This is a genomic window from Roseibium sp. LAB1 (assembly GCF_054658235.1).
In genome coordinates, this window is the sequence record NZ_BAAGIB010000010.1 from 67158 (window position 1) to 84854 (window position 17697).

General features: G+C 55.6%; 19 protein-coding genes and 1 pseudogene. 1 reads left to right on the forward strand and 19 read right to left on the reverse strand.

From position 1 onward, the window contains the following. Positions 1-26 precede the first annotated feature (26 nt). From ACYQ54_RS28035 to ACYQ54_RS28090, 12 genes and pseudogenes are all read right to left on the reverse strand, one after another. Positions 27-233 (reverse strand): antitoxin VbhA family protein, encoded by a 207-nt coding sequence (locus ACYQ54_RS28035; protein ID WP_460088342.1) that lies wholly within the window; start codon positions 231-233, stop codon positions 27-29. 223 nt (positions 234-456) lie between these two features. Continuing rightward, on the reverse strand, positions 457-864 hold the full coding sequence (locus ACYQ54_RS28040; RefSeq protein ID WP_460088345.1) for a PIN domain-containing protein: 408 nt from the start codon (positions 862-864) through the stop codon (positions 457-459). Beyond that, positions 861-1103: a type II toxin-antitoxin system Phd/YefM family antitoxin gene (locus ACYQ54_RS28045; protein WP_460088346.1), complete on the reverse strand. Its 243-nt coding sequence runs from the start codon at positions 1101-1103 to the stop codon at positions 861-863. Before ACYQ54_RS28045 ends, ACYQ54_RS28040 begins: the two co-directional genes overlap by 4 nt. A gap of 114 nt (positions 1104-1217) precedes the next feature. Further along, complete coding sequence (gene repC, locus ACYQ54_RS28050) at positions 1218-2474, reverse strand: plasmid replication protein RepC (protein WP_460088348.1); 1257 nt, start codon at positions 2472-2474, stop codon at positions 1218-1220. 218 nt (positions 2475-2692) lie between these two features. Further along, on the reverse strand, positions 2693-3745 hold the full coding sequence (gene repB / locus ACYQ54_RS28055; protein ID WP_460088349.1) for a plasmid partitioning protein RepB: 1053 nt from the start codon (positions 3743-3745) through the stop codon (positions 2693-2695). Beyond that, a complete protein-coding gene (repA, locus tag ACYQ54_RS28060; protein ID WP_460088352.1) occupies positions 3745-4965 on the reverse strand; it encodes a plasmid partitioning protein RepA in 1221 nt (406 codons plus the stop codon). The genes repB and repA overlap by 1 nt, the downstream gene beginning before the upstream one ends. Before the next feature lie 64 nt (positions 4966-5029). Continuing rightward, positions 5030-5650: pseudogene (locus ACYQ54_RS28065) on the reverse strand (DDE-type integrase/transposase/recombinase). Continuing rightward, entirely contained in the window at positions 5634-5879 is a 246-nt protein-coding gene (locus ACYQ54_RS28070; RefSeq protein ID WP_460088353.1) for a hypothetical protein, read from the reverse strand. Before ACYQ54_RS28070 ends, ACYQ54_RS28065 begins: the two are co-directional and overlap by 17 nt. Before the next feature lie 747 nt (positions 5880-6626). Then, entirely contained in the window at positions 6627-6830 is a 204-nt protein-coding gene (locus ACYQ54_RS28075) for a trans-acting factor B (protein ID WP_460088355.1), read from the reverse strand. 816 nt (positions 6831-7646) lie between these two features. Further along, positions 7647-9128 (reverse strand): group II intron reverse transcriptase/maturase, encoded by a 1482-nt coding sequence (gene ltrA, locus ACYQ54_RS28080; protein ID WP_460088358.1) that lies wholly within the window; start codon positions 9126-9128, stop codon positions 7647-7649. A 766-nt stretch (positions 9129-9894) separates the two neighbouring features. Then, positions 9895-10740, reverse strand: coding sequence for a methyltransferase (locus tag ACYQ54_RS28085; protein WP_460088359.1), 846 nt, complete (start codon positions 10738-10740; stop codon positions 9895-9897). Between the two features lie 3 nt (positions 10741-10743). Further along, positions 10744-11199 carry a DUF3846 domain-containing protein gene (locus tag ACYQ54_RS28090; protein WP_460088362.1) on the reverse strand — a complete coding sequence of 152 codons (456 nt, stop codon included), beginning with the start codon at positions 11197-11199 and terminating at the stop codon, positions 10744-10746. A 646-nt stretch (positions 11200-11845) separates the two neighbouring features. On the opposite strand from ACYQ54_RS28090, the gene ACYQ54_RS28095 reads away from it, so the two are divergent. Then, positions 11846-12298: a Ros/MucR family transcriptional regulator gene (locus tag ACYQ54_RS28095; RefSeq protein ID WP_460088363.1), complete on the forward strand. Its 453-nt coding sequence runs from the start codon at positions 11846-11848 to the stop codon at positions 12296-12298. Positions 12299-12312: 14 nt separating this feature from the next. On the opposite strand, the gene ACYQ54_RS28100 is transcribed toward ACYQ54_RS28095, so the two are convergent. The 7 genes from ACYQ54_RS28100 to ACYQ54_RS28130 all read right to left on the reverse strand — a co-directional run bounded on the left by ACYQ54_RS28100 (position 12313) and on the right by ACYQ54_RS28130 (position 17302). Beyond that, on the reverse strand, positions 12313-12672 hold the full coding sequence (locus ACYQ54_RS28100) for a hypothetical protein (RefSeq protein ID WP_460088365.1): 360 nt from the start codon (positions 12670-12672) through the stop codon (positions 12313-12315). An 88-nt stretch (positions 12673-12760) separates the two neighbouring features. Next, positions 12761-12994, reverse strand: a complete 234-nt coding sequence (locus tag ACYQ54_RS28105) for a hypothetical protein (RefSeq protein ID WP_454611294.1) — start codon at positions 12992-12994, stop codon at positions 12761-12763. A 14-nt stretch (positions 12995-13008) separates the two neighbouring features. Beyond that, positions 13009-13437 (reverse strand): hypothetical protein, encoded by a 429-nt coding sequence (locus tag ACYQ54_RS28110; RefSeq protein ID WP_460088367.1) that lies wholly within the window; start codon positions 13435-13437, stop codon positions 13009-13011. Next, positions 13430-13684: a type II toxin-antitoxin system Phd/YefM family antitoxin gene (locus tag ACYQ54_RS28115; protein ID WP_454611320.1), complete on the reverse strand. Its 255-nt coding sequence runs from the start codon at positions 13682-13684 to the stop codon at positions 13430-13432. Before ACYQ54_RS28115 ends, ACYQ54_RS28110 begins: the two co-directional genes overlap by 8 nt. A gap of 392 nt (positions 13685-14076) precedes the next feature. Then, positions 14077-14358 carry a hypothetical protein gene (locus tag ACYQ54_RS28120; RefSeq protein ID WP_460088369.1) on the reverse strand — a complete coding sequence of 94 codons (282 nt, stop codon included), beginning with the start codon at positions 14356-14358 and terminating at the stop codon, positions 14077-14079. Positions 14359-14433: 75 nt separating this feature from the next. Continuing rightward, the gene (locus tag ACYQ54_RS28125; protein ID WP_460088371.1) at positions 14434-16353 is read right to left on the reverse strand and encodes a ParB/RepB/Spo0J family partition protein; all 1920 of its coding nucleotides are present in this window, start codon (positions 16351-16353) and stop codon (positions 14434-14436) included. 85 nt (positions 16354-16438) lie between these two features. Continuing rightward, a complete protein-coding gene (locus ACYQ54_RS28130; RefSeq protein ID WP_460088373.1) occupies positions 16439-17302 on the reverse strand; it encodes a DUF932 domain-containing protein in 864 nt (287 codons plus the stop codon). Positions 17303-17697 lie beyond the last annotated feature (395 nt).

Consider the following 17697-nt stretch of genomic DNA (forward strand, 5'->3'; position numbering starts at 1 on the left):
CGGCCTGGACCTACTCTGAAGGGAATTCAGGACTTTTGAAAGCGGGCCATCATCTCGGCGCGGTGCTCTTCAATCGATATGTCTCCGGCGACATAGCGAGCGTTGGCGTTTTCCAGAACCGGATCATGAACATAGCCCTGCCGTTTGTTGGCCGCAGTGGCTTGTTCCATGGCTCTGCGGCGCTGTTCCACGGCTTCCGGGGAACGGTCCGGACGGGAGGAATGAACGTTCATGGGTAGTCTCCAAACTACGGACTTAGCAACTGACGCCACCGAGAGCCAGGACCGCGAATTGTCCCTAACTCTCTAACCTATAATAGCATTTCTAGCTGTCGAAGGCGAATGTCGAGTGTGTATGCCGTACATCTACCGAAGGTCCGAGCTTGCACGCGAGCGATTGGCAATGCTTATCCCAGATCTCATCCCATAACGCGGATATGGCAATCAAGACTTCCATTCAAACGAATGGATCGACAAGTTGCACGCCCGTTGGTTCAAAGTCAGACGCGTTCCCGGTAACGACCCATCCGTTTCGGGTCAAAGCCTGAGCAGCAATCATCAGATCGGCGCCGTTGTGACCAATTCTCGCGGAGAGCTCACCCCAACATAGGGCATCCGATGCGGTAAACTCCAACAACCGGTCGCCAAACATCGAAACCGTCCGGTCCAACCACAGACGAAGATCCTTGGCAAAATCCACATTCCGCCGTTCCTGAAGCCGGATTCCTCTTTCAATTTCGCCAAGCGTGACAACGCTCACATAGAGCGTTTCCTCTGGCTTATCCGACAACCAGGCAGCGACCTTGGGCGCTCTTTCCGCACGCCTTGCGGCGGAAATCACGTTTGTATCCAGAACATAGATCAAAATTCGACATCCCGGGGCGACACTTTCGATCGCTCAAAGCCCTCTCCCGGGAAACTGAGGACATGGTCTGCAAAGCTCTCGCGCCGTCCCTTCGCTTCTCTGAGAAGCCGGTGATACTCTTCTGCGGAGATAACGACGACGGCTGGTTTGCCTCTGCGGGACACTTCCTGCGGCCGGCCAGCCATTGCGGCTTCAACCACAGCGCTGAACCTGTTCTTTGCATCTTGAAGCGTAATCATCTTGCCCTCATCAACTGGCTAGCTTCCTAGCTAGATAGCATTTTCTTCATGGATTTCCAAGTCTATCGTGTGTTCAGCGCAAGTTTTCGCCGCCCGGTCCGCGCGCCCACCGCCTCACACCAGCCCATGCAGAGACTTGTGAAGGTGGAGTTTGCCCTCCCCTGCCCTGTCAATCATGGCGCGGAAATACCCGCCAGGCGAGGCAATGTGCTCCGGATCCCGCAGCGCCTTCTCGGCGACAACCACAAGGCAGGCCGCGGCCAGATATCGGCCTTGGCGCTCGACAGCGAGCTGATATCCGGCTGGACTTAGGCCGATCAGCAGGCGCAACTGTTCAGCAGTTCCACAAAGGGCTGGCCAACTGTTCAAGTTGATCCCGGTTTCTGCCTGTACCGATGAACATGCCGACTGGATGAGCCCTATGGAAACGCCATCCAGGTTGGTTTCGGGTAATTTACTTGGCCCTCCCCTCCCCGCTTGCGATTTCGGCCGTTGTGTTTCCGTGCGCCCGCCGCAAGGCTCTTTTTCAAGAGCCATTTCAACGGCGAAGCCGTTGTCAGAAGGAAATTTAGTGTCTTGCTCGTTAGAGCAAGTCCGGTGAGGATTACTTCCAAGAGAGTCGGTTTGGGTTGTAATAGATAAAGGGCTGACATCAATGTCACCCGCGCATGACATTTTTTCCTTTATTTCCAACGAGTGGGCTTCATGGAGAGCCAGTACCTGCGTGTAGAGCGATTCAAGGATCGTTGCCTTCTCCACCACATTCAATTCGTCCTTGATCACAATCGACTGGGCCCGTGCAGCAAAGCCGTGAAACTCCGCAGGCTCCAATTCAACCATGTCGGCGATCGCCCGTGAAAAGCGCGTGACGGCTCGCCTGGCTTCCTGCTCTGCCTTAATCCGGCGCTGGAACGCATCCGCTTGAGCCTTGAAGGCTTCCAGGTTGAAGCATGCAGGCGTGAAGTCGAGCCCGTAGGCCTGCGCAAAATCTCCGTCTGAACCGCGGTAGACATATCGCCGCCCGGTCGGGCTGTCCCGATAGGCAAGGACCCCTGCTTCAACGAGCTTCTTCAGGCAACGCGTGACGGTGCGCGTGGTGCGCCGTGTGTATTCGGCAAGCCGTTGATTTGAGATCGCCACCACCGGCCGTTTCCCTGCCTGAAAGTCGTCAGCCTGGACAAGGCCCAGGAGAATATCCAGGACATGGTAGGCAGTACCATCGATACAAAGCGCCGGCGCGACGCGTTTCAGAACCAGGGAGATTTCTTTCTTGGTGACCTTAGGCCGGTCCTCCTGGGACGCCAGATGCGCGCTCGCAAGGATCCCGGCAGACACCTTGCGAAAACTCGCAATCTGCTGAGACGAAGACATAAGTCCTCCTTTGCCGGAAGCGTACAAACGCGACCGGGCACTGAATTTTCAGATGCGAGACAAGCCGGAAGACGCAAGAAATCGTGCTCTGCTGCGAGACAGAACTTGCGTTGCACTGCGAGTGATTCTAGAATCAGAGCTGCTAGACCGAGATTATAGGCACTCGTGCTTATCTCAACGAGGACCCGCCCACGTGGCGGGTTCTTTGTTTCATGGTATTATTTGCTAGCTTGTTTCCTTTCGCCTTTTTTGAACTCTTCAATCAACACCGTCATCTTATCAGCGACAAACTGCGCAAATGCGGGCTCTTTCTTCGCATCCAGGAAGATTTTGACACCGTTGCTGGTCTGCTCCATCGTCCCGAACGAACGACCTTCGTTCTCCAAACGAGACTTTTCGGCTCTAGGTTTCGTCGTCCTGAATTTGTCTGCTTTTTCAGCTGTCCTATAAGCCAGTTCGAAACGCTTGTTGGAGTCAGCTCCCTTCCAGACAACGCTTTCAGGTAGAGCACGCACCGCTTCCAGGATCGAAGGTTTCTTTGCACCTCGTTCAGCGAGGCTCGCAAATGCCTCCCAACGATTTCGACCTATTTTGGGTGCAGGTCCAATCAAACGGAAGATATCAGCCGGCACCAATGCAACGATTGCCGACATTTTCGAGATCGTGGTGTCCGACGCTACGCCTACAGACTTGGCTACAAGCTTACGGGTAAAACCGGCTTCCATCAGAGCGACCGCGTACACGGCCTGCTCAATAAAGGAAAGGTTCTTTCGTTCGTTATTTTCAAGACCTTGAGCGATGACAAGCTCTTCGTCAGAAAGCTCTTGAACATAAGCTTTCACCTTTTGCCCAAGAACCATGCAAGCACGATTGCGTCGCGCCCCATATGCCAGTTGGTACTGACCGCTTTCTGTCGGATGGGGGCGAACAAGGATGGGAAGCCGCTGTCCTTCTTCTCTAATGGAAATCATCAGGCTTTGGAAATCCGGGTCCTCGTCGGTCCAATCAAGGCGATCTTGAATGATGGAAGCTCGCACTGTGACCGGGTCGAGCTCAATCGTTTTGGATTTTTCGAGCTCGGCTTTCAGCCGAAGGTTTTCTTCTTCGATGCTTGCAAAGCTCGCCTGAAGTGCCTTCGTCGGAGCTGTGGTCATCGGCCGGCTGGTAGACTTGTCCGATTTCTCAGCTTCAGCCTGTTTGGCAAGTTCGTTCGGGTCTACCGCGCCAAACATGCCGGCAAGGCGTTTTGCCCGGTTGGATGCTTTGTTCATCACCGTCCCCAGACTTTCAATATTTCGTGGAAGATCTCTGTGTTGGCAGCATTCACGGATTCTATGGCTCGGTTGTAGGTATCGCGTCCAACAGAACCTTTTTCGAGCTCATACAGCGTTTTATTTTCCAGTCCGGCATTTGTGATCGCCGTGGTCTCAACAACCGCTGCAGTCAAAACGCTTTCACCGAAGAGAGAACGAAGCATCGCGGCTATGTTTACCTGTGGCACATCGTGGGGAATATGTCGGGTCAAAAGAAAGCGCATGAATTCATGGTCGACCGGAGCACCAAAATGAGCCATTTGCTCGAGCATTTCGTCCAACATGTACAAGAACTGGTTCATGCTTGCGACGTCGATCATCGCGGACTGCACAGGGATAATTAGGCCGGTAGCGGCATAGACAGCGTTTAAAGTCAAATACGACAATTGCGGTGGCGCATCGATCACCACAACATCGTAACGGTCCTCCACACTTCTCAGCGCAGTAGCCAAACGACGAATGAAATACTCGTCTCCCACGTATTTGTTGCTGATGATGGCCGCAGGAGTTTCATAGTCGAAATATTGCAGTTCGCTCTGCCCTGGAACTAGATCCAATCCTGCAAAGTAGGTTGGCCGAATTATTTCCGGAAGCGGCCGCCGCTCCTCATCGTATCGGAGGACCCCAAACACCGTTTCATTGTCGCCAACCTCCAAGACTGGTTGGACACCCAGCATCTCCGTCAGACTTGCTTGGGTATCAAGGTCTATGGCTAGGACGCGGAGTCCTTGTAACGCCAGAAACTGAGCTAAATGCAAAGCAGTTGTCGTTTTCGCACAACCGCCTTTAAAATTGGCTATTGCGACAATCTGCATTCCGTCTTTCTCGCGACGGCGAGGATTAAACTGCAGGGACTGAGCCGGACGCTTTTCAGCCAAAAAAGATCTAAGTTCGTTAATCTGTTCGAGCTTATACATGCGACGATTGCCATCAGATCGCGCAGGTTGCGGCCCTTCGTTATCGAGCGACATTTGCCGCAAGGTTGCGGGAGCAATACCGACTAATTCAGAAACTTCTGACGAGGAGAACGATCGCAGATGCTTCCGCGACTCTGGTGGATAGTTCTGCTGCCAGTTGTTCTTGATTTGCTGACTCAACAATGACGAAAAACGCGCAATTTTTCCCCTTGTCGAGTTGGGGTCCAATTCCTTGTCAGAAATTGCGGCTTCTTCAGTCATTCTGCTCTCCGACGCAAATAATTGAAAAACACGAAAAATAGCGTCAGATCGAACTAAGAGTGAATTAGTGATTCCTGTCAATGGCTTTTTGGTTAACGCGCGTTAACATATTCACCGAGGATAGGCCAAGGTGGGTATAAGAGGTGACTGTTGCTTTAATTATCCACGGCCAAATGGATGCCACTGTAGCAGACAGGTCTATGCGATTGGCGGGCTCGAACAGTCCGTCGATAAAGTCGTTCTCGCCTTTTACGCCTAGTTTCTTGCGGTGGATGTGGCCGCGTCTGATGGTTCGGATTGTCTCGATCCTGGTCAAGGTGGCCTTTGCGGTTTGCAAGGATCGGAAGCTTTGCCGGCACCCCAGAAGCCGCTTCAGGGCAGCATGGTCACTTTCGATCCGATCGCTCCGGCACTTTCGGTCGACATGCCGGATGCTGTCGAAATGCGAATCGTATTATTGATTGATCTCGCTGATGATGGGCCGATAGGTATTGGCTTTGTCGGAGTAGATCGTGACCGACCGATACAAACGAGCCCGTTCGATTGCCTCGCGAAGAATGGCTCTCGCAGCCTTCGCGTCGCGACGTGACGTCGGACGGAAGTCGATCGTCTGAACGCTTCCATCGATTGCGCACCACAGGTCACGCCATCTGCCCCCCGACGCGAATTTATGTTTCATCGGCATGCCAGAATACGCGCGCCTGCCACAGGTGCTTCTCGGTTCGCTTGGTCAGCTCGGCACCAAACTTCTGAACCCAGCGATAAACGGTCGATCGGTCGACAATATTGCCGCGCTCTTCCAGGACATCGACGACATCTTGGCAAGACAGCGGATATCGCAGATACCGGCGCACGGCACAAAGGATGATCTCACGTGGAAAGCGGTGATACTTGAGGGGAGGTTCGCGCGGCAAGCTCTACCTGAAGAACCGCAACCTCCCGAAGAACTGCAATTAACGCACCAATCCCAAAAAAATAGATCATGGCTCGAGCGCTCCCCTGGCGACATCAAGAAAGTTCGGAGGCACCGACATCCGAACTGACTTGGCGAACCTAAGCTTTCAATCCCTATAGACCAAAAAGCGTCGCACTCTACGATGTCATCAATCCATGCGACTTGTGGTTCAATGCCTCGATGAAGTCGAACGCGGATTTATATGCAGCGGAGAATGAAAGGGTCCTAAACGCCACAGCCGCGGTCCTTGCTGATGTCGTAGCAAATCCCGCCGGCTATGCTTTTTCAAATTTCCGTCTAAGGCCGCGAGTGCGTTGGCACTAAATTTCTCTGGTACCCCTGCCCTTTTACCAAAGTGGTTCAAACACCTCATCCTGCGTGGGCGTGTCAGATGCTACGGGTTCAAGTACTTGTTTTGTCGACTTTTTTTTCTTGAGACACTGCGCCAGCCAAACAACATCAACCGGATCTTGTTCACGTCGACGCGAAAAACCTTCCGCCCTGGTGAGCGCCGCACTGTTCGCCTCAGAGCCACCACTCGCCGTGCGTCAGTACCCACAAAGCTGCATCAATTCTTCCTAAAATCCCAATAAACGCGGCTCTGGTGCTCACCTTTTAAAACAGCGAATTCATCTTCGACCGCCGCAGAAGGGCGGGCCGTAATGTAGACAACGCCGCATCCAATTTCTGGATGCGGCTCAACGAGCTAGTTGGCAATGGCTCTCCGGGCGTTTTCATTGTCCGCCTTCAGATTGAGGATGTATCCGAAACGGATACTGACGAAAGGCGGGATGCCGATGGAAAGACTAACGCTTAGCTGCCCGCTGTGTTTCGCTTTCGTTAGAAGCTTTTTGACGTTGGACAGGACGTCGCGGCTGGTACGGTTGAGGAATTTGATGATCTGTTTCATGTCGGTTCTCCTTTTGATGAATGCGTTTGGTGCGCGGTATTCAAACGGGGCGGTCGGGCTCAAGGAGCACCGCTTGCGGTCGCAACGAAGTGGAGAACCCGGAGGGTTGCTGTTTGAGACTAGCCACGTAAATTCGCTGCGTGAACAAATGCATCAGTCATCAAACGGAACCGTGATCGGTCTTCAAAATCTCAAACGGACCGGCTGCTTCGCTGATCCGTGAAACTTCTGATGAAAGCGATTCAGCTCGCTGCACCCTTGTCGGAACATCGGCAGCAGGAGCCGAAATCCGTCTGGCAACGTCCCGAAGGCGCAGTGGCCGCCAGAAAACCAAATCCAACGACCTCGTTGCGCCGCTGCAAGCGGTGCTCTGATGTGCGGGGGGAGGGGAGATTCGAGGGGAGGGGTTTAGGGCTCCCTTCGCCCGATGGCCTACCGCTCGATGCGGTAGGCGAGCGGAACGGGCTCCAAAATCGGTATTTTGATATAAGGCCTTTGCTCAGCTATTCCGGGAGCGGTCCTGCGGCACCGTTTCACGGCTGCGTCACGCTTGGCCGCCGTTTTTCACGTTTGCACACTACCGGCCGATGTCGCGAGGACATCCGATTGCCTGCTTGACTTCCATCATTTGGAAAATTCAGAGAATTGACTTATATTCTTATCCGGAGTGGGACGGCAGGTTTCCCCGCCGCCCCCTTCCCTAAAGTATGAATTGGACCCGGATTTCGATTTGCAAGGTCGTCCACGCGGTAGGGACGCTCATTGCTGAGCGCCCCCCGCACAGATCCGTACGTGCGGAACTATCGCATACGGCTCTTACCTTGGATATTTGACGGAAAACCGTACATCAGGCCAAGGATGAAGGATCCTCGGGATTGGCAGCCACTCTTCGGCTATTCTTTCCATCCGTTGCCATGTCAATCTATGTCTCTGACTACGGCGCCGAAGCATACGTATCCAGATCCTTTTGACATGATGCCTGAAGGCATGGATCGACCGTGAGTTGGTCGGAACCGCATAGTAGGCAAAATAGCCTGTCAGAACTTGCTTTAACCACTTCCCTTGCTCCGGGATCGGACGATTGATGTGCCGATTCAACACCTCCGTGATTTGCCTCAGCTTGGCCACTCTGCGGTCTCTCCGGCTCTTCCGCAGGAGTTGGAAGGTCCCTTTTCGGGACCGCCCGCTTATATGAGTGAAGCCAAGGAAATCGAAGGTTTCCGGGCGTGAGAGCCCACGTTTCTTAACGCGATGAGCCGCATAACGGCCAAACTCGATAAGGCGGGTTTTCTCTGGATGTAGTTCTAGGTCGAACTGCTGTAGCCGCTTTCGCAACATAGTTTGGAAACGCCGCCCGTCGCCTTCGTATTCGAAGCCAACGACGATATCGTCCGCATAGCGCACGATAATCATGGCGCCCTTGGCCTCCCGCCGTCTCCAGCGCTCCGCCCAGAGATCAAAGACGTAGTGCAGGTAAATATTGGCTAGCAAGGGCGAAATTGACGCCCCCTGACCAGTTCCCCTCTCACTGACAGTTTTGATCCCGTCTTCCAGCGTCCCGGCTCGTAACCACTTACGAACCAGGCGTATGATGCGAGGATCGCCGATCCGATGTTCCAGAAAACGGATCAACCATTCCTGATTGACGTTATCGAAGAACGATTGGATATCGGCGTCGAGAATGTAGTTCACTCCCCGCGTCTTGATCCCGACATAGAGTGCGTCCAGCGCATCGTGCTGTCCGCGTTCCGGTCGAAAGCCGTAACTGAACCCGAGGAAATCTTCCTCGTAGATTTGGTTCAGCACGGTTGCTGTAGCTCTTTGGACAATTTTGTCCTCAAGCGACGCGATCGAGAGCGGCCTCGGTCGACCATCTGCCTTCGGTATATAAGCCCGTAGGGCAGGTTGCGGTCGATAAGCTCCTTGCTGGACTTTGCGATGCAGTTCCGCAATCTTTTTATCGAAACCTGCCTCAAAAGCCTCCCACGTCACGCCATCCGCACCGGGAGCGGCGTTTCGCTTAATAGCGAAGAAAGCCTCTCTCAGAATATCCGGCGTGATATGGTGCAGAAGAGCAGTGAACTTTTCCTTCTTCCTCTGCCTTGCGGCATTACGTACGCGGTCCAGCGCATTTGTCATGCTTTCCCGGTTCTGCGCCCGGTGCATGTTTAGCTGATCCGCATTCTCCTTGGTTCCCGCCCTTGGCTCCACCTGCTCCGCCGCCTTCTCTATTCCAGCATTGTTCGCAAGCTTCCCAGCTACTATGGCGGAATCGGACTTCTCGGACCCGTTCATCATTGGCTACGGCTCCTCGCCTTCCCAATGCGGACCAGCAACCCGTAGGGGGCTCTGGCCAGGTTCGAGATCTCCCGGCTCCCGTGTAGAGATCATCCATGCATGCCAGGGTCTAGAGACCACGTTGGGTCGGATAAAGCGCTCGCTATTAACGCGCCTTTCCATGTTGCCTTCCGCCAAACCCGAGAGCGTCGGCACCCAAGAAAATGAATTTTCGCGGCTCAATGGCTGGCCTGCACTTCCCCCTGTCAACGCTTCGCGCATGACCTCGCGATCATACCCGCATGACTCGGGGCCACTGTGGGTAGCTACTCCTTCAATGTAATGGACTTTCACCATCTGATCTTTACCGGTTTGTGCCGGCGCACCGGGTCTTTTTCACTTTAAGGGTAACGCTGATAGGCCAATGCCACATCGTCGTTACCTCCGGTTTGAGAGCAAGGCTGTTGCCTCAGCCGGGCTAGCCTATCCGGCCCGGTCGCGCCGCTTGCTCGGCGCTGCTGCTTTTGCTGCTCAAGACTGAATCAAGTTTCCTCTTTGTAGAGCGCTAAAACTCTCGGGTTCGTTAACTGGTCGTGCGTTGTCTCAAATGTGGCGCCGTCCCATTCAATCCACGCTTCCCAACCGGTCGGCGTCGCTCTGCCGTACCATACTCGAACGCTAATCCGATTGTTCGGCAATTCTTCGACGATGGAAACTGTGTGCGTGCCGCCGAGGCCGGAATCAATGTCATAGACTTTGACTTTTCGTATCGGTCCCATGGATCCCCTCACAGCAACGCAAGTTGTTCGGCGGGGCGATGTGGAACGGCCGGAACCGGCAGGGCACTTAGGCGCTCCTGCACCTGACCTTGCCGGGCGCGATCCTGGGCAAATTCGTAGCAGGCGATTTCACAGATGATCGAGGTATCCTTCCAATCGTCCTTGTACATTGAGGTATCGACGCCCGCGCCTTCATGCATCCGAAAACCTGTCAACTTCTGATATTCAGCCGCAGGGCCGGTTTCAACCCGCTGAAAGCATTGCGCGCCGGAATAGCGGAAGGCGGCGGACGTCTGCGGCACGATGAACGCGCCGTAGTCGGCGAGCTCGGCCGCGATGTCGATCACATGGAATTCGAACTGGCGGCCAAGGTAGCGCGGCCCGTTCCCGGAGCGTTTCACGGCACCGAACGGCGGATTGGACACGGCAACGTCAAAGCGATGCCCTCCAAGCTCCCTTTGCCAGTCCCTCCAGTCAAACACATCGGCGCAAATCCAGCGGGCTTCCGGCAGGAGTTTCCTGCCAACCTCGACATATCGGGGATTGAATTCAACGCAGGTCAGGTCCGGGCAATTTCTGTCCCATTTCGCGCGATGGTGAAGGAAATAGGACAGGATTCCGATCCCTGCGCATAGATCGATCACGCGGCCACCAGCGCCCCCGGCATCGATGGAGAAGTCTGCCGCCAGTCCCCAGGGCGTAAAGAACGCGCCGGCTGCTCCGTTGATGTGGTTGGCGCCTTCGTGCCAGTTCTGGAGTACAAAGTCTTTTTCGTCTTCGCTCAAGCGATCCTTGGTCAGGATCGCCTCGGCTTCTGCATGTGCCTTGCGCTGCGGTTTGGTGAGTTTCGCCATGGCTCAAAACTCCCCGTCTACAACGATGATGGGTTCGCTCTTGTCCATCCGGATATTCAACCCTGTCAGGCCGATTCCGATCAGGTCCGGACCTTCGAAGTTGGTCAATTCAGGATCCATCACAGGCCGATAAGCCGTAATCATCTCCGCGATCTCCTCGACGGTCATGCGAGGCTCGGCAATGTCTCCGTGCTCATCCCTGCCCAAGATGACAAGGTTTCCGGCAAACGGATTTGGAAAGTCCTTAAGGCGAACGATTGTATGAAGACCGTCTGTCAGGCCGTTGTCGTCCACGAAGACATCATGATTGTCATCGAGGCGGGCGACATCGAAAAAGCTGCACTTGATGCGCTGTTTGACTTCGGCAATGTAGTTTGCCCGGCTTAGGGAGATATTGGCCATTGCGCCGAAAAAGGCATCGTAAAAATAGGCCGTGACGAATTGGAATTTGTTGGTCATGACGCTATCCCTCAACCTGCGAGACCGACACAGCAGGCGACCAGCCCGAGGCTGAACAAGCTCACGCTGACGAGCGCGCAGAAGTCTTTGAGCATAAACATCTATTTCTCTCCTTTTTCCTGTGGAACACGGGTTCTGTCCCCGAAGGGGCAGGAGCCCGGCTCCTGCTCCTGAGACCTCGGCGGCGAGAGCGTGGGGGAGGGGGACAAGGGGAAAAACGGAGGGGGATCGCCCACCGGGACGGCCAGGTGCAGATCCGCGGGCCCGGCGGGCACGCGGATTTGCGCCTGGTCCTGCACGAGGGAGCGGCGCTGGCGTGCCGGCGGCGTGAGTGAGGAAGGATGGGGAGACCGTTTATTGCCCTTGGTGGGGGAGGGGGAGCGGCGTTTCCCCTCCCCCGACAGGGGCGTGATGACCGCCTGCAGGGCGGCCTATTTGGAGATGGCAAGCGGAGAGCGCAGGGCGAAGCCCGGAGGCGGGAGGATCGTCACCGGATGGCCGAGACGGGCGCTTGCGCCTGGCTCGGGGAGCGCAGCGACTAGAGCCGTGCCCAAAGGGTGCCGCCCGAACCTATTTACTTAGTAGTATAACGCGCCTAAGAACGGTTCTTCACTTACGTTTAGGTAACTACCGAAAAGGATTTCTTATGTCCGAAGCCGCGCAAATTGACATTTCTCTTGAGCTTGATTTTGTTGATCTGACGGCGGACATAGTTTCGGCCTATGTGAGCAACAATACGGTCGCCTCGGGCGATCTGCCGGCGCTGATCGCAACCGTTCATGCGGCCCTATCCTCCGCGGTTCAAGAAGCTTCGGAGCCTGTTGTTGAAGAGCTGAAACCTGCGGTTCCGATCAAGAAGTCCGTGACCAACGATCACATTATCTGCCTGGAAGACGGCAAGAAGTTCAAATCGCTCAAGCGGCATCTGCGGACCCACTACGATCTAACTCCGGAAGAATATCGGGCAAGGTGGGACTTGCCCGCAGACTATCCGATGGTCGCGCCGAACTATGCGGCTGCCCGGTCCGAGCTTGCGAGAAAGATGGGCCTGGGCCAGAAGGGCGCGCGGGAGACAAGAAAGCCCCGTTCCAAATCTTGAGGATCCAGACGGCTTCAATCGCTGTCGGTTTCGGGTTCGCTGGCGCTGTCCCGCAAGACTCGAATTCCATGCCGCAATCGTGTCCGATCCTTGGGACTGTCGTACATCACCGTTCGGAAAGCGTCGTGTCCAATTGATATCTTTTGCGTCGCAACCAGAAGCTCAAGTGGCTGTTTTCCTTCGCGGTCCCAGGTTTCGACCCGGAAATGCAAGCCTCGAACGAATGGGTCGGAATCGGTAATGAGCATGCGATCGGCAACCAAAACGGCGGTTTCCGGGGAAAGCAGTACTGGTTTCTGTTTGCCGATAGCTTGTTCCAGGAACATGCGAGCAAGCTGATCGACGTTTGCCCACTTTCTGCGGTATTCAGCCATTAATCGGTTGCTCGGTCGCGTGATGGATCGATCACATAGAATGTTCTCTTTTTGTTCCTGTGGCAATTCAAATTGTAGGCCGTCCCATCTAGCTGTCGCTGCCCGTCAGACCGGCGGGGAAATTGAGCTGCCTCGCGAACGTTCGAAGTTGATCCTTATGATCCCGGACCCATTCGAGAGTCCGGAGGGTGCATTTGAGCCGGAGAATATGTTCCTCCTCCTCGCTGGCCATATGGCCGCGCAGGCTCGAAACCCGTAGTTCGCGCTTTTCAAGGACATCGCGGATTTCGTCGATCTGGGCGTAAATGGACCGTTCCGGCACGACAGATCCTCCAATTATCGTTCGCGTTGAACGAAATTGAGCCGCTTCGCGCGGATCGCCTCGGCGAGCTTTTTCAGGATCTGCCCGACGAAGGCGTGGCTGAACTTTCCATAGGAAATCGTCAGCGGATCGTAACTGATCGGCTCAACATGAAAAGATCCGGGCAGAATGTCCGTATTAGCTTCATCAAGGAGGATCCAGCAGGGGGTGTCACCCCTGAGCTTCAGGCGTTTGCGTTCAGTTTCCGGAACGCGCAAGCACAAGCGGCCGACACCTGGATCTTTCGTTGTGAGGGGAAACAAAACCACGTCGCCGCTCTTGGACGTCAATGGAACGACAACGCATGTCGGCCGTGCCTTTCGGCCTTGTTCCTCGCCTTTTGCATTCTCTCTTGACCAAAGGAAGCTATAGGAGATGACAAGACCGGTTTCCGGATCAATCATCTGCGCCTGTTCCTTGCTCATATTTGTCTGCCAAGGCCAGAAGCCCGTCCTCGATGTCGGGAGGCATCGTCTCCAGCGTCACGGCTTTACGGGGATCCTTGGTACCTTGCAAACGCTCATAATCTTCGAATGCCATGAGAACGAATCTCGGTTTGCGGTGATGGGTGATACAGACAGGTTCCCGCCTGGCTGCATCCGTGACGTCGCCGACGTGTTTGTTGAGATCGGCGGTCGTGAAAGTTCGCATCGGAAACTCCCTTAAAATCCAATTATTATTGATAATATGGATATTCTGGAATTTCAAGATGTGAGGCACGGTCGTGCAGATGTGAATCAGCTCTATGTTTGAGGGCATGGCGTTGACTTCCCGCCAGACAACGCCAAGCCGGTACAACACTGAAGCACAGGCCGGAAACAAAAAAGCCTCCGGGTGCTCCGGAGGTTTAGCGGGGACTGATGATTTTTCGAGGAAAATCAGGCTTTATTGTTGTGTTGATTGTCGTCCAGACAACTTAAGAATGGCTTTAAGGCCATTCGTCAGAGCAGGGAAGAAAGATCGCACGGGCTTGCCGCATTCAACAGAACCGATTGCCGGCTGCTCGATGCGGCCGGCAATCGGCCCCTGCCGCGCCGACCTGGCTAGTGGCGCCAATTGCGACGGCCATACTTGCGCCCGTCGATAGTGATGCGGCCTTGCGGATCGATGGGTGCACGGTGGTGAACAAGGGTTCCGGCTTCATCGAGGCGATAAACGACACAATCAGAATCCCCGAAGGCATAGACCACGAAGTACCATGGGTCTTTCCCGTCTTCGCGGTCTTGAAACCATCCGTTCATGTTCCGGCACTGCCAACGCCCGGCCCACCATGTGGCTCCTGGTTGTCCTTTGCCTGTGCACTGAAAGAGTTCGAGCTGATCCATGATCCTGTCCCGTGAGCTTTCGTTGGAAAGGGAAGCCGGTCGCGGGAGGAGAAGCCCGCGACCGGCGACGGCTGATTACTCAGCCGCCACGGGAATAGGTTCGACGTTGCCCATTTCGTCGGGTTGCTGCTCATGTGTGGGCATGCCGCAGCGGATCGGTTCGGGCAGCCAATCCTTATCTTTGAGGGCTTTTTGGGCGAAGGCTGCACCCTCTGCTTTCTTCATGTCCTTGATACCATCGGCAAAATCATCGCCGCAAGCTTCGGCAACTGCTGCTTGGATGCTTGTCCTCTGAAGATGCGAGAAATAGTTGTCGGCGGTCGGTTTGAAATATTCGCGCATGTCAATTCCGACAGCCGCGCCGATCTGATCCGCGTGCGCGGCTGCTTTGGGCCGGGGGAATTTCCCTTCAACGGCATTCAGGGACCGGGACGCGGCCCATGCCAGCAACTGCAAGAGGTTGCTTTTGTGCTGATCGATGCACCAGTCCCAAAGGTCGGCCGGATTGCCGGGGATGTGGCTCCCGAATTGTTCCGCCAGATTGTCCAGTTCCTCCAACGTGGCGCACTGATCCGGCTGCTTCATCGATCCTTCCAAGCCTGTACTGGTGATGGTGACTTCCAGAGCGGAATACTGAGGTGCGGTGTAATCCGTGTAGACGAGGCGCAACAGGAAGCCATGCACCACGGCCGCAAGCGCCACGTCCGGATTGTTCGCCAGTTCCAACCGCACGGCTGCGGTTTTCTGGGCTGTCAGGTCCTCCAACAAGGTGGCTGAGTGCTTCAGCACCGGAGCGCCTGCGGATGTTTCTTCTTCAGAAGTTCCCGCGCTGGTTCCGTCTTCGCTGGAGCTTTCCGGGCACAGGTCCCCGGGCTTCACAAGCCCACGATCAACGCGCACAGTTCCATTGCCGTGCAAACTGACAATTGCCCCGGCAATTTCCAGATCTTCAGGGGCATAGGTTTCCCGCTCGGTGATCAATTCGAGCGTGGTGATTTTGTCGCCCACGTCCTGCAACTCGGCGTCGGTTTCCTCGGACTGATCGCACAGTTCCAGTTCATGATATCTCGCTTCGAGCCGTTCAAGCTCTTCGGCCTGTTCCTCGGTCAAATCTTCAGAGTGCGGATAGCAGCGGCTATATTCAGAAAGCGCCTGCCAGTCGATTTCAGGAACGATTTCGACCCATTTCCAGCCTTCGGCCTTCACGGTTTCAACCTCAGCGACCAGCTTTTCGGCCACGAGCTTTTCAAGAAGGGCGATATCGGTTGCGTATCCGCCTGAATGGTCGTCAAACAGATCGCGTTTGACCGCACCGCCTGCGGCCTCGTAAGCATCCAGTCCGCCAAGGAACCGCAACCGCTTGTCCGATGCTTTCACGTCCTCGCCTGCGAGCGCGTGTTTGATGCTGCTGGCGTGACGGCTATAGGAGGGAAGAGCCTCCCAAACCCGTTTTTGCTCTTCGTGGTCGTCGGTGATGGTGAAGGCGGCGAGCTGGTCGAGGTTCATGCCTTCCTGACGGAAGATTTCACGAAGCTCCGGCGCGACACGGCCCAGGGCAAGCCGCTTTTTGACGATGCTCTCAGATGTCCCGAATTTCGCCGCTATGTCCGCGACGGGCTGACCGGCGTCAACCAGATCGCGGAAGGCTTCGAATTGATCGGCCGGATTCATCGCTTCGCGCATGATATTCTCTGCAAGGCTGAGTTCCTGCGCTTCTTCCTTGCTGATCACCTTGACGGGAACCGGGTGGTCGGCGTGAAATTTGTCCTGCTCCACCAGTAGCAGCGCTGCGCGGAACCGCCGTCCACCGGCTGAGACATAGTAGCGGCCATTGACTTTAGCTTTGCGAACCAAGAGATTTTGCAGGATGCCTTTCGCCGCGATGCTGGCGGCAAATTCTTCGATGCTTTTTTCGCTGTAGGTCTTGCGGACATTCAGCGGATCGATTTCGAGCTTGTTGAGCGGAACGAAGATGATTTCTGCGGTGTTGGACATGGGGGTAACTCCGGTTACCGTAATCGGCCTGATGTCGATGAAAGGTGAGGGATAGGGAGCGGATTGGCTCCGCTCCCGTTGCGGCTTAAGCTGCGGCTCGCATGCCTTTGATTTCGGCCATCTTTTCGGTAAGGACCCAAAGCGCCTTATTGAGCTTGATGTCCTGATCGATGCCGTTGACGGCGCGGGTGCGGCTCCTGCGGCGGCGTCCATTCGCATCCCGACTGACGGCCCGGATGCCACCCCGGATCATGTTTTCCTGCGCGACGTTGAATGTGGTCCAAAGGTCTTTGCCGGTATCTCCACGGCGGCGCGGATCAAGAAGCTGTTCCGGCTGAACAGGTGTCTTTGTCTCGCCTTCTGCATCTGCGAACCGCAGCACATGAGCCGCTTCGGCAAAGGCGTGGCGTTCGTCAGTGCTGAGTGCCAGCATCGACCAGTCAGCGGGGGCGACCAAAGCCTTTTCGGCTTCCTTCATCACCCGGTAGGTTCCCTCGATCACCTTTGCGCCAACGTCCCCGCTGTGACGCACTTTTACGCTGTCGAGGGTGGATGTCTGGGACACCAGCGAATTCAGGCAGCAGACGCGGAACAATCCGGCCATCAGGTCGTAGGCGGACGTGCCGTCATTGGCGTTCTTGAGAAGGATTTCGTAAACGGTATCGCCGACGCTGTACTTGCGATCATCGTCCAGACGGCGAAGCCTGATCAGATGCTTGGTGAAATCGGCTTTGGTTTCGTCGCGAGTTTTCGCCTGCTTAGCTCCAACCGGCATGAAACCCTCAGCCATCAGTCCCCGCAGGATGTCGATTGTCGGGATCGGCTGAAAGCGGTCCGAGCGGCTTTCGTGGGCCTCAGTTGCAAAGATCGAAGGGGCGGCGCGCCGCAATTCGTCTTCAGTGAGGGCGCGGCCATGATCGAATCTGGCGGTGTGTGTGTAGACTGTCATTTGGGTTTTCTCCTATTTCCCATTTCCCCGGAACGCGGGTTCTGTCCCCGAAGGGGCGGGAGCCCGGCTCCTGCTCCTGAGACCTCGGCGGCGAGAGCGTGGGGGAGGGGGACAAGGGGAAAAAACGGAGGGGGATCGCCCACCGGTACGGCCAGGTGTGGATCCGCGGGCCCGGCGGGCACGCGGATTTGCGCCTGGTCCTGCACGAGGGAGCGACGCCGGCGTGCCGGTGGCGTGAGTGAGGAAGGATGGGGAGACCGTTTTTTGCCCTTGATGGGGGAGGGGGAGCGGCGTTTCCCCTCCCCCGACAGGGGCGTGATGACCGCCTGCAGGGCGGCCTATTTGGAGATGGCAAGCGGAGAGCGCAGGGCGAAGCCCGGAGGCGGGAGGATCGT